This is a genomic window from Isoptericola dokdonensis DS-3 (genome assembly GCF_001636295.1).
GTDB lineage: Bacteria > Actinomycetota > Actinomycetes > Actinomycetales > Cellulomonadaceae > Isoptericola > Isoptericola dokdonensis.
This window is the reverse complement of the sequence record NZ_CP014209.1, coordinates 2877069-2891238: the sequence shown is the minus strand read 5'-3', so window position 1 is coordinate 2891238 and position 14170 is coordinate 2877069. Positions and strand designations below refer to the sequence as shown.

Here is a 14170-nt window from a genome sequence, read left to right as displayed (position 1 = left end):
GCACCTCGCCCGTCGGCAGGCGCGGCCTACCCCGAGAGGCCGTGCCGGTGGACGTAGACGACCGCCTGGACACGGTCGCGCAGGTGCAGCTTGGCGAGCACGTTGGAGACGTGGGTCTTGACCGTCGCCTCGCCGAGGAACAGCGCGGCCGCGATCTCGGCGTTCGACAGGCCGCGACCCACGAGCTCCAGCACCTCGTGCTCGCGCGCGGTCAGCCGGTCCAGCTCCGGCGGCGCGCCGCCCCCGGCCCGGTCCGAGGGGGCAGCGGTCGGCACCGGTCCGCCGTCGGCCGCGGCCTGACCTGCGGCCCGCGCCGGGGGGCCCTGCGCCCCACCGTCGTCGCGGCGGCCCGGACCGGCGGACGGCCCGACCCGGTCGGCGGCACCCGTCGTCCGCCCGGAGCCGTCGCTCCCCGCCCCCGGGGCGGAGTCGGCGGTCCGGGGAGCGGCGCCGGACGCAACCATCCGTTCGACGACCCGCCGGGTCACCTCCGGGGACAGCAGGGCGTGCCCGGACGCGACGGTGCGGACGGCGTCGACGAGGTGGTCGGGGTCGGCGTTCTTCAGCAGGAACCCGGACGCCCCCGCCGAGAGCGCGTCGAACACGTACGCGTCGTCGTCGAACGTGGTGAGCACGAGCACCCGGGCGGTGCCCTCCGCGACGACCCGACCGGTGGCCTCGATGCCGTCCATGACGGGCATCTGCACGTCCATGAGGACGACGTCGGGGCGCAGGCGGCGGGCGGCCTCCACGGCGGCGGCGCCGTCGGCGGCCTCCCCGACGACCTCCAGGTCGTCCTCCGCCTCCAGCAGGAGCCGGAACCCGGAGCGGACGAGGCGCTGGTCGTCGACGAGCAGGACGGACGTCACGGCGTCTCCTCGGGCAGCGGCAGGCGGACCCGCACACGGTAGCCGCCGGTGACGCGCGGGCCGATCTCGGCGAGGCCATGGTGGGCGGCGACCCGTTCCCGCAGGCCCATGAGCCCGAGCCCGCTGCCGCCGGAGCCGGGGCGGGCGCGGCCGTCGTCGATCACCTCGGCCTCGACGTACCCGTGGGCGAAACGTCGGTCGTCCGGCACGGGTCGCGCGTCGACGCGCACGGTGACGCGCGCCGACCGGGCGGTGGAGTGCTTGCGCACGTTCGCGAGCGCCTCCTGGACGGTGCGGTAGAGGCTGAGTCCCAGCGGCGCGGGGACGGTCTCGACGACGTCGGGCGGGTCGGCGACCAGCAGGTACGTGACGTCGAGGCCGTCGTCGGCGCGGGCGAGGGCGGCGACGTCGGCGAGGCCGGGCTCGGGCGACCGGCCGGCGCGCGGCTCGCCACCGCCGTCGGCCCCGCGCAGGGTGCCGACGAGTCCGCGCATCTGCTCGACGGCGTCGCGGGAGGCCGTCTCGATGGTCGCGAGCGGTGCCCGGACGTCGTCGGGGGCGGCGCCCTTGCCGAGCAGGCGGCCCGCCGCGGCGGCGTGGATGCCGATGACGGACACGTGGTGCGCGACGACGTCGTGCAGCTCGCGCGCGATGCGCAGCCGGTCGGCGACGACGGCCTGCTCCTGCAGCGCCTCGGCCTGCAGCGCGATGGTGCGGGCCTGCGCGGCGAGCTGGGCGCGCCGTCGGGCGGAGTTCCAGGAGAGCTGGCCGGCGGCGATGGCGCCGAGGAAGTAGGCGACGTTCGTCAGCCAGTTGCTCACGAGGACGGCCGTGAGCGGTGCGATGAGGCCGGGCGGGTCGTCGAGCAGGCCCGCCTCGTCGAGGTACTCCTGCAGGGCCGTGCTGATCGCGAGCTGCCAGAACAGCCAGCCGAACATCGCCAGCAGGCTGGCGGACACGACGAGGAGCATCGCGCGACGGTCGCGCGCCCACGCGACGGCCGCGTAGAGCGTCATGAAGTAGACGACCTGGAGGACGGGCGTCATGACGACGGCCGGGACGGTGAGCCCGACCAGCAGGAAGTGCGTGTAGACGACGGCGAGCACGGCCAGCGGGTAGCGGCGGCGCAGCGTCAGCGGCAGGGTCCCGGCGACGGTCAGCAGGTACAGCACCCAGGTCGGCTGCTCCTGGTCCTGCCACAGCGTGCCGCTCGAGCGGGCCACCTCGGTGCCCAGCACGGCCAGGACGGTGAGGGTGAGCCCGAGCCACACGTCCCGGCGGTACGCGGCGCGGGGGTCGGCGGGCCACCGCTCGAAGTCCGCGTCGAGCGCGAACCAGAGGCGCAGCGTCGTCAGGGGTGGTGCCATCCGCCCAGCGTAGGGACCGGACGGCGGCGGCGGATCCCCCGCGAGGCGGAGTCGCGGGCCGACGCCGCAGGTTCCGCAGCACCGCACCGACCGACGACGTCGGACCTCACCCCGGGACGGCAGGTGAGGTCCGACGTCGTCGCAGGACGCCGCGGCCAGGATCAGTGGTCGTGGTCGTCGTGCTCCTCGTTCGCGTGCTCGTCCTCCGCGTGGTCGTCCTCCGCGTGCGCCTCGTCCTCGTGGTCGTCGGCGGGCAGGCCGTCGACGCCGTTGATCTCGTTGGGCACGACGTCGAGGTCGGCGCTCGCCCAGACGCGCTGCTCGACGAGGTCGACCGCGTGGACCTGCTGGTTCGCGGGGTCGGTCACGTAGACGGAACCGTCGAGGGTGAGGAGGGCAGGACGCGCCTCCTGCCACTCGGTGGGCTCCTCCCACGCGTCGACGACGGGGATCGACGCGGTGATCTCGCCGGAGGCGGGGTCGATGACCTGCAGCGCGCCGTCCGTGGTCAGCACGAGCGCCTCGCCGTCGTCGCCGCGGGCCAGCGAGCGGAACGAGTACGACGCGGGCAGCTCGACGAGCCGGACGCTCGCGTCGCGGGTGTCGATGAGGCTGACGGTGGTGGGCCGCTCGAGCTCGGCGTCGGGGTCGGTCTTGTAGTCGCCGAGCACGATCGGGGACTCGTGGCTGCCCGCCTGGTTGCCGATGCGGGAGTACTCGTCGGGGGTCTCGACCTTGGTGATCTCGCCACCGGCGACGACGACCGCGCCGTCGGTGCACCCGAGGACGACGGCGTCGTCGGCGGCGACGGCCTCGCCGTGCACGCCCGGGCACTGGTCGGTGGCCGCGAGCTCGGTGCCGTCGGCGGCGAGGAGGCGGACGCCGGAGCGCTCCTCCTCGGTGCCGTCGGTCACGACCAGGGTCCCGTCGGCGAGCGGCACGGCGACACCGTGGTGGACGGGCAGCTCGACGGTCTCGCCGGCGGCGCCGGTCGCGGCCTCGGCGGCGTCGACGAGCTGCACGGTGCCGGTGCCGTCGTCGAAGAACGCGGTGACGCCGTCGTGCACGACGACGTGGCCGGGGGTGGTGGCGTCGTAGGTGACGTCGGTGAGGACGGGGTCGGCGGTGAACCAGTGGAAGTGGTCGTCGTGGCCCTGGCCCCAGGTGCCGAGGTCGAGGACCTGGAACCCGCCGGTGGTGGAGACGGCGAGGTGGCGGCCGTCGCCGACCGGGTTGAGGCGGTTGAAGCCGGGCAGGTCGACGTCGCCGACCTGCTCGAGGGTCTGGGCGTCGAGGACGACGATGCCGGCGTCGTGGGTGAGGGCGAGGCGGGCCGTCTGCGTGGCGACCTCGCCGGCGGCGGGCTCCTCGGCCGTGTCGGTGGCGTCGGCGCTCGCATCGGCCGGGGTGGCGGCGGGCTCGGTCTCGTCGGCGCAGGCGGCGAGGAGGGCGATCGGCAGGGCGAGCGCCAGGGACGCGGCGGCGCGGGTGCGGGGTGTCATCGGGTGTCTTTCCGTCTCGTGGGCGCGACGGCGTCGCGCAGCGAATGAGAACCAGTCGCAATTGCGTGAGCGAGCCTGTCATGCATGAGAATCATTTTCAACCCATCCCGGCGGCCGGTGTCCGACGCCCGTGCCACGCTGTCCGCATGACCAGCACGGAGCAGTTCTGGATCTGCCTCACCTGCGGCGTCGAACACGCCGACCGTCCCGAGACCTGCGCGATCTGCGCCGACGAACGCCAGTGGGTGCCCGCCACCGGCACGGCCTGGGCCACCCTCGACGAGCTCGCCGCCGGCCGCAGCATCGAGATCACCGAGCTCGAGCCCGACCTCCACGCCCTGGCCACCCAGCCCGGCGTCGGCATCGGGCAGCAGGCCAAGCTCCTGCGCACCGACGCCGGGTCGCTGCTGTGGGACCCGCTCGGCTACGTCGACGACGCGGCCGTCGCAGCCGTCCGCGAGATCGCCGGACCGCCCGGCGTCGTCGCCGTGGTGGCCAGCCACCCGCACATGTACGGGGTGCAGGTCGAGTGGAGCCGGCGGCTCGGCGCGCCCGGCTCCCCCGTCCCCGTGCTCGTCAGCGCCGCCGACGCCGGGTGGGTCGCGCGCACCGGACCCCAGGTCGAGGCGTGGTCCGGCGAGCGCGAGATCCTCCCCGGGGTCACCCTCAGCCAGCCCGGCGGGCACTTCCCCGGATCGGTCGTCGTGCACTGGGCGGGCGGCGCCGACGGGCGCGGCGTGCTGCTCAGCGGCGACACGATCATGGCCAATCCGGACCGCACCACGGTGAGCTTCATGCGCAGCTACCCCAACCGGCTGCCACTGTCGGGGGCCGTCGCGCTGCGCGTCGCCGAGCACGTCGCCCGGTGGCCGTTCGAACGGCTCTACAACAACTTCGACGGGGTGATCGCGCAGGACGCCCGCGCCGTCGTCCTGCGTTCCGCCGAGCGCCACGCCGCCTGGGTGCGGGGCGACTTCGACCACCTCACCTGAGGCGCGGCTCCCGGTCGCCGGACGACGTCACCGGCGGTTCGCCGAGGTCGGACCCGACGTCCGCACCGGCGTCGTCGTGCCCGGAGAGATGGCCGGGCACGACGACGGCGGCGATCGCCGTCGTGATGGGGATGGCGAGCACGAGGCCGATGGACCCGACCAGGGTGCGCACGACCTCCTCGGCGATCTCGCCCGACGTCAGGGACATCAGCGGCGTCTGGTCGAGCAGCCACACGGTGAGCAGCAGCGGCAGCGCGGCGCCGACGTAGGCGAAGGCGATCGTATAGACGGTCGAGGCGATGTGGTCACGCCCGATCCGCATCGCCCGGGCGAACAGCACGCGCCGCGGCGCGTGCGGCGCCATCGCGCGCAGCTCCCACACGGCCGACGCCTGGGTGATGGTGACGTCGTTGAGCACACCCATGCCCGCCAGGACGAGCCCGCACAGCGCGATGCCCCGCAGGTCGACCCCCGGGGCGATGAGGGGCAGGTTCTGCGCCATCTCGTCGGACGCCCCCGTGATCCGGGCGGCGCCGGTCGCCCACGCGCCGATCCCCGCGGTGAGCGCGAGCCCCGCGAGGGTGCCGAGCAGCGCCACCGTGGTCCGGGCCGTCAACCCGTGCGCCAGGTAGAGGACCACGAGCATCACCGCCGCGGACGTCACCAGGGCGACCCCCATCGCGTCCTCGCCGGCGAGCAGCGCGGGGAACGTGAACCCGACGAACACGGCGAACGCGGCGGCGAGCCCGACCAGCGCGGCGAGTCCCCGCCAGCGCGCCACCAGCAGCACGACCAGCACGTACGCGCCCGCGAGCAGGCCGAACGGCACGTCCCGCTGATGGTCCATGAACACGTACGGCGAGACGGTCTCGGCGAAGTCGCCGATGAACAGCGCGGTCACCCGGTCGCCCGGCTCCAGCCCGAACCGCGCGTCCGCCTGCATCCCTGACGTCGAGCCGTCGGCCAGCCGGATCTCCACGTCCCCGGCGGTGGCGTCCTCCGTCGTGGGCCAGGTGTCGCCGTTGCTCTCCGCGAGCGGCCCGACGACGGTCGCCACGACCATCTCGCTGCCCTCGACCACCACGGGCACCCGGTCGGGCACGGCGGCCGCGGAGGGCCAGAGCGCCCACAGGCCGAGGGCGGTCGCCACGACGGCAGGGATCACCAGGAGCGCCAGCACGACGCGGGTGCGCCACGGCGCGGGCGGCACCGGGCCGCCGTGGGAGTGCGCGTGACCGTGCCCCACCGGCACCTCGTCGGTGCGGGCGTGGCGGGCGGCGCGCGTGTCGGTGCTCACGCACCGCATGCTGCCACCGGCGCGGGACGCCCCGGCGGCGGCTGGCCGGGCGGGTCGCCGACGCGGGAGCCGGCGGTGCCTACACTCCCCCGGTGAGCAACGCAGCCCGGTCGACCGTCGTCGGCGTCACCGCCGCCGTCGGGGGCGGCGTGGGCGCGGCGCTCCAGACCCGGGTCAACGGCACGCTGGCGGTCCACGTGGGATCCGGGTTCGGGGCGGCGGTCATCTCGTTCGGCTCGGGCCTGGTGCTGCTCGCGCTGACCGTCGTCTGCTGGCCCGCCGCGCGGGCCGCCGTCGGCCAGGTCGTGGGAGCCCTGCGGGCGCGCCGGCTGCGCTGGTGGGAGGTGCTGGGCGGCGCCGCAGGCGCCTGCTACGTCGCCGCGCAGGGACTCACGGTGGCGACGCTCGGCGTGGCGCTGTTCATGGTGGCGGTCGTGGCCGGCCAGTCCACGAGCTCGCTGCTGGTGGACCGGCTGGGGATCGCGCCGGGCGGCGTCCGGCTGGTCACGCTGGGTCGTGCGCTGGGCCCGGTGCTGACGATCGTCGCGGTCGCCGTCGCGGTGTCCGGGGCGGTCGGGCGCGTCGACGGGCTGTGGCTCGCCGTCGTCCCCGCGGTGGCCGGGGCCCTCCAGGCGTGGCAGCAGGCGGTGAACGGCACGGTGCGCGCCGCCGCCGAGGAGCCGGGCTCCGCGCCGTTCGCGGGGGTCGCGGCGGCGACGTTCGGCAACTTCCTCGTCGGCACCGCCGTCCTGACGGTCGCGTTCGGGGTGTCGGTGCTGGTGGCCGGGCCACCGACGGGCACGCTGCCGACCGACCTGCCCGCGGACCTCGTGCTGTGGTCGGGCGGGCTGCTGGGGATCGTGTTCATCGCCGTCCAGGCGGCGGTGGTGCACCGGATCGGGGTGCTGCTGCTGGGCCTGGGGATGATCGCCGGGCAGGTCACGGGTGCGCTCGTGCTGGACCTGCTGACCCCGGGCGCGACGCCCCCGGGCCCGGCGACCTACGCGGGTGCCGCGCTCACGCTGGTCGCCGTCACGGTGCCGCTGCTGGAGTCCCGGCTGCGCCGACGTCGCTGACCGGCGCGCCCAGCCAGTCCAGGATCGGCCCCGCCACGGCGTCGGCGAGCAGCGCGTAGCCGTCGGCTCCCGGGTGTGCGCCGTCGCCGGCGACGACCTCCCGGTGCCACCGGTGGGCGGCCGCCGTCGCGGCGTGGGCGTCGACGAACGGCACACCGGTCTCGGCGCACACGCTCCGCAGGGCGGCGGTCAGGTGCCGCACCCGGGCGTCCTGGGCCGGGTCGACCACGGCGGGCGGCCCCACGAGCAGCACGGGGACCGGCGCGACGGCCCGGACCGCGGCGTGCAGCGCCTCGACCGTGGCACCCGGGTCGACGCGCGGTGCGCCGTCCTCCATGACGGTGTCGTTGACGCCGAACGAGAGCACGACGCGCGGCTCGCCGGCCGCCGCGAGCCGCGGCGGGACCTCCACCGGCAGCCGCGCCGCGACCTCGACCGACGTCTGCCGACGCACCCCGAGGTTGTAGGCGGTCAGCGGCAGGCCGCGCGCCGCGGAGGCGGCCACGACCCGCCCCACCCAGCCGAGCCCGGACGGGTCGCCCACGCCCGCCACGAACGAGTCGCCCACGAAGCACACCCGCACGTCCCGCGTCCCTGTGCTCATGCCCGCAGCCTACGAGCGCGGCCCGCTGGCCCGCCGCCCGTCTCACGGCCCCCACCCGGGAGGGTGGGGCGCGCACGACGGCGGCCCGCCCTGCGTCGCAGGACGGGCCGCCGTGCCCGGGTCACCGGGCGGTGCAGGAGGTCAGCGGAAGCTGATCTGCTGCTGCGGGTTGAACTCGCGGTAGGTGTGGGTCTTCTGCTTGCCGACCGCACGGTCGCTGATCTCCAGGACGTCGAAGCCCTGCTGGATGTCGTTCGAGAAGACGTACCCGTTGTAGTAGTACGCCGACCACGACCCGCCGAGGATCAGCCGCTCCGCGGACAGGGGTCCACGGTCGAACCAGGCGATCTCCTTCGGGTTCTCCGAGTCGGTGAAGTCGTACACGGAGATGCCGCCCTGGTACCAGGCCTGGACCATGATGTCCTTGCCCTTGACCGGGATGAGCGAGCCGTTGTGCGCGACGCAGTTCTCGAAGTTCGTGTTGGTGCGCGGGATCTTGTAGTAGCTCGCGAACTCCAGCTCGAGGTCCTCGATCTGCGGCTTCCCGTGACCGTGGCCGTGGCCGTGGCCCTTTCCGGGCTTCTTCGCCTTCGGCCCGTCACGGTCGACGACGATGTCGTAGATGCCGTTGGCGCCGCGCGTCGGGCCGACGTCCGGGTTGCAGGTCGCCGCGCCGCCGCCGCCGAGCTCGTCGGTGAACACGACCTTGGTGCCGTCGTTGTTGAACGTCGCCGAGTGCCAGAACGCGAAGTTCTCCGTGTCGCGCACCGTGTCGACGACCACCGGGTTCTCCCGGTCGGAGATGTCCATGAGGATGCCGTCGCCCATGCACGCGCCGGCCGCCAGGTCGAGCTTCACGTAGGTCGTGATGTCGTGGCAGCCGGAGGTGTTGGTGTAGCCGCCCTCGGGGAACAGCACCGGGGTGGACACGACCGCGGCCTGCGCGGGCGCCCGCAGCGGGATCTTGACGATCGAGATGAGGTCGTGCGGCGGCTGGCAGTCGGGGAACGCCCCGTTCGGGCTGTACGAGGACACGTACGCGTACACGTCGCGGCCGTTCTTCGACGGCGCGAGGGAGTGGGTGTGGGAGCCGCAGGCCGTCTCGACGGCGGCGACGTACTCCGGGTTGCGCACGTCGGAGATGTCGAAGATCTTCAGGCCCTCCCACGAGTCCTTGACCGTGGCGGACTGGGCCGTGCTGGCGCACGAGTCGTCGCTGCGGGAGGAGTCCGTGGACAGCACGAGGATGTCGTCGTAGACCGAGATGTCGTTCTGCGAGCCCGGGCAGAGGACCTGCACGACCTGCTTCGGCGACTTCGGCTTGCTGATGTCGTAGATCGTGAAGCCGTTGTAGTTGCCCGCGAACGCGTACTTCCCCTGGAAGGCGAGGTCCGAGCTGTAGGCGTTCTCCGCCGCGAAGTCCCCGTTCTTGGGGATGTTCGCGAGCAGGTCCATGCGGTAGTCGTCCGACGTGCCCGGCACGCTGAGCGAGTCCGGCACGGCCGAGTCGTCCAGAGCGACGATGCTCTGGGCGGGCAGCTCGGTGCCGTCCGACGGCTCGGCGTAGCCGGGCGCGGCGAGGGCGATTGAGCCGACGGCGATCACACCGGCGAGCGCTCCAGCCCCGAGTGCACGACGGCTCTGCTGCGATGTCTTTGGACGCACAGGCGTCACACCTCCTTGGTAGTGTGCCCCCACTCTCACCTACTGTGACCTTCCTCACCAGTGGGCACGCAGGGAATTAACAGGGTGGTGACAATGCAGGTCAAGGCGACGTTCAGGCAGTCCACCGGCACGGGTCGGGGGGTGGCCGGGCCTCGTGGCCGTGCGGCCCGCCGCACGGTCGCGACCCTCGCGCTGCTCGCGGCGACCGTGACGACGGCGGCCTGCACCGGGTCGGACGACCCCGCCGTGACGCCGCCGCAGAGCACCGTCGTGCAGCCCGGCCGGCCCGGCGAGACGGCGTCCACCGTGGCGCCCGAGGACTTCGAGCCCGGCGTCGAGTCCGCGACGCACAACCAGGTCGACATGGACTACTTCGCCGACATGATCCACCACCACCTCCAGGCCCTGGAGATGTCGGACCTCGCGCCGGACCGCGCGCAGGACCCGGAGGTGCTGGCGCTCGCGGACCGCATCCGCGACGTCCAGGCGGCGGAGATCCACGGCCTGGCGGCGTGGCTCCAGGAGCGGGAGCTGCCGGTGCCGGTGGAGCTGGAGCAGGGCGACGGCTCCGGGCCGCGCCTGCCCGACGGCGCGGCGGAGCACGACCACGGCGCCATGTCGATGCCGGGCATGCTGACGGACGAGCAGATGGCGGAGCTCGCGGCGGCGTCGGGGGCGGAGTTCGACCGCCTCTACCTGGAGGGCATGATCCAGCACCACGAGGGCGCCGTGGAGATGTCGGTGACCGTGCTGAACGAGGGCACCGACGAGCGGGCGGACGAGCTCGCCACCGACATCGGCGCCGGCCAGCAGGCGGAGATCGGGCGCATGCAGGACCTGCTCGCCGGGCTCTGACCGTGAGCCACCCGGCATCCCGCGTGATCGAGCGTCTCTGTTCGTGCCCCATCACCGGCTGATGAGGCACGAACAGAGACGCTCGACCGCCGGCGGCCGGTTCAGGGGGCGGTGACGAAGATGTCGAACAGCTCGGGGTGGTGGCCGTGCACGAGCACGGCGAACACGACGGCGTCGAACAGCAGGTGCACCGCCACGACGTAGGGCAGAGACTTGTAGCGCGCGAAGATCCAGCCCTGCACGAGCGCGAACGGGATCGTCAGCGCCGGCCCCCACTCGCGGTAGCCGAGCTCCCACAGGAACGACACGAACACCACGGCCTGGAGCACGTTCGCGACCTGGAGCCCGAAGTGGCGGCGCAGCAGCGCGAACACGGTGCAGATGAAGAACAGCTCGTCCCAGATGCCGACGGCGTTGACGCCCACGAACAGGCGGGCGATGTCGCCGTCGTTCTCCAGGGAAGGCCAGTTGAGGTACGCCCCGGACGACAGGAAGTACCAGGGCAGCAGCAGGTACCCGATGAGCACCACGACGCCCAGGTAGATCCACTGCCCGCGCGTCCACGGGTTGCCCGTCGCCACGGGGAACCGCACCGCACCGGCGCCGTCGTCGTCCTTGAACACGTACTTGGACAGGGCCCACGGCACGAGCACCGCCAGCGACAGCGCGACGGTGAACCGCAGCATCCCGGCGTCCGTCAGGTCGGCCTTCAACGGGATGGCGGAGACGATCCCCATGCCCAGCGCGATCAGCCCGAGGTCGCGGCCCAGCCTCCGGTCGACGAGCAGCCCGAGCAGCACCCCCAGCACGAGCGGGACGTAGCCGAGCGGGCGCTCGTGCACCGCGAACAGCAGGATCGCCGCACCACAGGTCAGGGCAGCGGCGGTCAGCCGTCCGGTCGCGAGCATGGGTCGCACCCTACCGAGGCCCGTGCGCCGATGTCGCCGCACCCCGTCGCGCGGAGTCTGGTCACGCTCGGTAGGTTGCGCCTGGGCGTTCGCCGCACGGGCGGGACGCACCCGACGGTGAGGAGCTCGCATGGCGGTCGAGAAGAGAACGACCCGCCGGCACGACTCGTGATCGAGCTGGAGAACGTCACGAAGCGGTACGGCGGCAAGGTCGCGGTGGAGGACCTCAGCTTCACCGTCCGCACGAGCAGGGTCACCGGACTGCTCGGCCCCAACGGCGCAGGCAAGTCGACGACCATGCGCATGATCCTCGGCCTGCACCGGCCGACCAGCGGCACGGTCCGGGTCGACGGGCGTCCGTTCACCGACGACCCTGCCCCGCTGACGGCGATCGGAGCGATGCTCGACGCGCACGCCGTCCACCCGGGGCGGAGCGCGCGCGCCCACCTCCGGTCGATCGCGCTGACGCACCGGCTGCCGGCGCGACGTGTGGACGAGGTGCTCGAGCTCACGGGCCTGACCACGGTGGCGAACCGGAGGATCGGGACCTACTCCCTCGGCATGGGCCAGCGCCTGGGCATCGCGGCGGCCCTGCTGGGCACGCCGCGCACGCTCGTGCTCGACGAGCCCGTCAACGGGCTCGACCCGGACGGCGTGCACTGGGTGCGCGAGCTCGTGCGGTCCCTGGCCTCGGAGGGCACCACGGTGCTCGTCTCGAGCCACCTGATGAGCGAGATGGCGCAGACCGCGGACGACCTCGTCGTCCTGGGGCGTGGGCGGCTCGTCGCGGCCGGGCCGCTGGACCAGGTCGTGGCGAGCGCGACCACAGGGAGCGTGCGCGTCCGCACCGCCGACGATCCGGGCCCCTTGACCGACGCCCTCGCCGAGGCCGGCGCGGGCGTCGACCGGGCCGACGACGACGTGCTCACCGTGACCGGTGTGCCGAGCGAGCACGTCGGTGCCCTGGCGCTGCGCACGGGCACCGTGCTCGCCGAGCTCGTCCCGCAGCAGGCGTCGCTGGAGCAGGCGTTCTTCGCCCTCACGAAGGACGCCGTCGAGTACACCGCACCGGAGGCGTCATGACCGTCCCGACCGTTTCCTCTGCCCCCGAGGTCGTCCACGGACGGCTCACGTTCGGCGGCCTCCTGGCGTCCGAGGTTCTCAAGGCCTCGAGCCTGCGCTCGACGCGGTGGCTCGTCGGGCTCGCGTTCCTGCTGCCGGTCGGCATCGCGGTCATCACCGTGCTCACCAGGCGCCCCGACGTCACGAACCACACCGAGGCGCTGGCCACGGTGCTCGGCGCGGTGGCGGACACCAACTACGTGCCGCTGCTCCTGCTCGTGTCGTTCGGCACGCTCGTCGGCACCGCCGAGTACGAGCGGGGCGCGGCCACCACGACGTTCGCCGTCGTGCCGCGCCGGACGCCGGTCGTGCTGGCGAAGGTCGTGGTGGTCGTCGTGACAGCGTTCCTCATCTCGCTCGCCTCGGGACTGGTCTCGTTCCTGCTCGGCTCGGTGCTGATGGGCGGCGACCCGCCCGTCGGGCTGACCGACCCCGCCGTGGCGCGGGTGCTCGCCGGGACGGCACTGTTCCAGGCAGCGGTCGCCGCGATCGCGCTCTCCGCCGGTCTCCTGCTGCGCTCGAGCATCGCGGGGGTCGCGGCGACCCTCGGGTTCGTCTTCGTCGTCCCCGCGCTGCTGCAGGCGATCCCCGTCGCCGCGGTCGGGTGGTTCGCCCGCACGCTGCCGGGGCCCGAGTCCTCGGTGCTGGAGGTGCCGGACGTCGCGAGCGGTCCGGGAGCGCTCGTGTGGAGCGTCGTCGCCGTCGTGGGCTGGACCGCCGCCACGGTCGCCCTGGCGTGCGTCGTCGTCCGACGCCGAGACGTCTGACGAGACCGGCGGCCGCGCTCCGCGCCGGTCAGGCTCGCGCGGAGGACGTCGTCGACCCGTGCTCGCCGACGCTGCCCGTGCTTCCCGCCGGCGGTTCCGCGGCCGCCGCGGGCGCGGGCTCCGGCGCGAGCGGACGGCGCACGAACCAGGTCACCACGCCTGCCACGACGAGGACGAGGACGGCGAGCGCGGCCCACGGCACGGACCACCCGGCGTCGGTGCCCGCGGCGCTGGTGGCTCCGCCGCCGCCGATGCCGACGACGGCGCCGTCGACGCGGACGTCCGCGGCGACGCGGAGCAGGGGTCGCACCCCGGCCACCTCGACGGTGCGGTCGACCTCGGCGCCGGGCAGGAGCTCCCCGAGCTCGGCGGCGGCCTGCTGCGGCGCGCTGCCGCCGGGGCCCGCCACGGTGACGGCCTCGGTCGCGACGATCCGCGCGTCGCCGGTGTTGGCGAGCGTGTAGGTGACGGTCGTGGTGGCAGGGGCGAGCGGGTTCACCCCGGTGGTGGACCGCACCGTGACGTCGCGGACCTCGAGACCCGGGCTGAGCGCGCCGGAGACGCGGGCGTGGACGCGCAGCGCGAGGCGCCGGTCCACAGCGAGCGCACCGTCGCCGACGGTCTGCGTGAGGGAGGTGACGACGCCGCCGGCGTGGTCGCCGGGGCTCGCGTCGTCGGGCACGGCGAGCACGAACGGGACGCGCACGGACGCGCCCGCGGGGATCAAGAGCTCGCCGCCGGGGACGTCGAGCGTGAGCCAGGAGCCGAGGTCGGTGGGCTCGGTGCCGGCGGGCAGCAGGTCGAGGCCGCCGTCGCGGGTGGTCAGCGCGTCGGTCGCGTAGGCGGTGAGGTCCAGCGGCGTCGTGGACCGGTTGGTGACGACCAGGGTGTCGCGCACCTCGTCACCGGGGTCGACGACGTAGGCGTAGTTGGCGCGGTCCCGTCCGGTGGCGCCGACGGCGGCGGCGTCGGGACGCGGCCCCGCACCCGGGGCGAGGGCCCAGGTGAGGTCGTCGGCGGCGGCCGCGGGCACGACGACGGCAGCCACGGCGGAGGCGGCGGCCGGGAGGGCGGAGGCGGCGCCCGCCCCGGCGGCCACGAGGGCCGCCAGGGCGAGCGCGCGGGTGAGGCGGGTGCGCACGGGTG

Annotated in this window: 13 protein-coding genes; 5 read left to right on the top strand and 8 right to left on the bottom strand. The window is 74.2% G+C overall.

What is annotated here, in order from left to right; translation table 11 throughout:
* Positions 1-26 precede the first annotated feature (26 nt).
* The 3 genes from I598_RS13350 to aztD form a co-directional block, all read right to left on the bottom strand.
* Positions 27-869, bottom strand: a complete 843-nt coding sequence (locus tag I598_RS13350) for a response regulator transcription factor (RefSeq protein ID WP_068203380.1) — start codon at positions 867-869, stop codon at positions 27-29.
* A complete protein-coding gene (locus I598_RS13345; RefSeq protein ID WP_068203379.1) occupies positions 866-2236 on the bottom strand; it encodes a sensor histidine kinase in 1371 nt (456 codons plus the stop codon). Before I598_RS13345 ends, I598_RS13350 begins: the two co-directional genes overlap by 4 nt.
* 161 nt (positions 2237-2397) lie before the next feature.
* Complete coding sequence (aztD, locus tag I598_RS13340; protein WP_068203378.1) at positions 2398-3738, bottom strand: zinc metallochaperone AztD; 1341 nt, start codon at positions 3736-3738, stop codon at positions 2398-2400.
* Positions 3739-3884: 146 nt separating this feature from the next.
* Between aztD and I598_RS13335 the strand changes: the two genes are divergently transcribed.
* A complete protein-coding gene (locus tag I598_RS13335) occupies positions 3885-4730 on the top strand; it encodes an MBL fold metallo-hydrolase (RefSeq protein ID WP_068203377.1) in 846 nt (281 codons plus the stop codon).
* On the opposite strand, the gene I598_RS13330 is transcribed toward I598_RS13335, so the two are convergent.
* On the bottom strand, positions 4723-6027 hold the full coding sequence (locus I598_RS13330) for a YibE/F family protein (RefSeq protein ID WP_232314162.1): 1305 nt from the start codon (positions 6025-6027) through the stop codon (positions 4723-4725). The genes I598_RS13335 and I598_RS13330 overlap by 8 nt on opposite strands.
* 92 nt (positions 6028-6119) lie before the next feature.
* On the opposite strand from I598_RS13330, the gene I598_RS13325 reads away from it, so the two are divergent.
* Positions 6120-7103: a DMT family transporter gene (locus tag I598_RS13325; RefSeq protein WP_068203376.1), complete on the top strand. Its 984-nt coding sequence runs from the start codon at positions 6120-6122 to the stop codon at positions 7101-7103.
* On the opposite strand, the gene I598_RS13320 is transcribed toward I598_RS13325, so the two are convergent.
* Entirely contained in the window at positions 7060-7707 is a 648-nt protein-coding gene (locus tag I598_RS13320; protein WP_083973284.1) for a GDSL-type esterase/lipase family protein, read from the bottom strand. The two genes, I598_RS13325 and I598_RS13320, sit on opposite strands and share 44 nt — an antisense overlap.
* Before the next feature lie 141 nt (positions 7708-7848).
* Positions 7849-9372 (bottom strand): LVIVD repeat-containing protein, encoded by a 1524-nt coding sequence (locus tag I598_RS13315; RefSeq protein ID WP_068203374.1) that lies wholly within the window; start codon positions 9370-9372, stop codon positions 7849-7851.
* Positions 9373-9513: 141 nt separating this feature from the next.
* Here I598_RS13315 and I598_RS13310 point away from each other — a divergent pair, with 141 nt between their 5' ends.
* Positions 9514-10227, top strand: a complete 714-nt coding sequence (locus tag I598_RS13310) for a DUF305 domain-containing protein (RefSeq protein ID WP_157557242.1) — start codon at positions 9514-9516, stop codon at positions 10225-10227.
* Positions 10228-10328: 101 nt separating this feature from the next.
* On the opposite strand, the gene I598_RS13305 is transcribed toward I598_RS13310, so the two are convergent.
* Positions 10329-11135, bottom strand: coding sequence for a CPBP family intramembrane glutamic endopeptidase (locus tag I598_RS13305; protein ID WP_068203373.1), 807 nt, complete (start codon positions 11133-11135; stop codon positions 10329-10331).
* A 168-nt stretch (positions 11136-11303) separates the two neighbouring features.
* Between I598_RS13305 and I598_RS13300 the strand changes: the two genes are divergently transcribed.
* The gene (locus I598_RS13300) at positions 11304-12218 is read left to right on the top strand and encodes an ABC transporter ATP-binding protein (protein WP_068203372.1); all 915 of its coding nucleotides are present in this window, start codon (positions 11304-11306) and stop codon (positions 12216-12218) included.
* Complete coding sequence (locus I598_RS13295; protein ID WP_068203371.1) at positions 12215-13024, top strand: ABC transporter permease; 810 nt, start codon at positions 12215-12217, stop codon at positions 13022-13024. The genes I598_RS13300 and I598_RS13295 overlap by 4 nt, the downstream gene beginning before the upstream one ends.
* A 28-nt stretch (positions 13025-13052) precedes the next feature.
* Here the strand turns inward: I598_RS13295 and I598_RS13290 are convergent, their stop codons facing one another.
* Complete coding sequence (locus I598_RS13290; protein WP_068203370.1) at positions 13053-14165, bottom strand: DUF916 domain-containing protein; 1113 nt, start codon at positions 14163-14165, stop codon at positions 13053-13055.
* Positions 14166-14170: the final 5 nt, after the last annotated feature.

Coding starts and splice junctions, on each gene's coding strand:
- I598_RS13305 (WP_068203373.1), bottom strand. CDS start 11,135: ATGCTCGCGACCGGACGGCTGACCGCCGCTGCCCTGACCTGTGGTGCG.
- aztD (WP_068203378.1), bottom strand. CDS start 3,738: ATGACACCCCGCACCCGCGCCGCCGCGTCCCTGGCGCTCGCCCTGCCG.
- I598_RS13320 (WP_083973284.1), bottom strand. CDS start 7,707: ATGAGCACAGGGACGCGGGACGTGCGGGTGTGCTTCGTGGGCGACTCG.
- I598_RS13295 (WP_068203371.1), top strand. CDS start 12,215: ATGACCGTCCCGACCGTTTCCTCTGCCCCCGAGGTCGTCCACGGACGG.
- I598_RS13345 (WP_068203379.1), bottom strand. CDS start 2,236: ATGGCACCACCCCTGACGACGCTGCGCCTCTGGTTCGCGCTCGACGCG.
- I598_RS13335 (WP_068203377.1), top strand. CDS start 3,885: ATGACCAGCACGGAGCAGTTCTGGATCTGCCTCACCTGCGGCGTCGAA.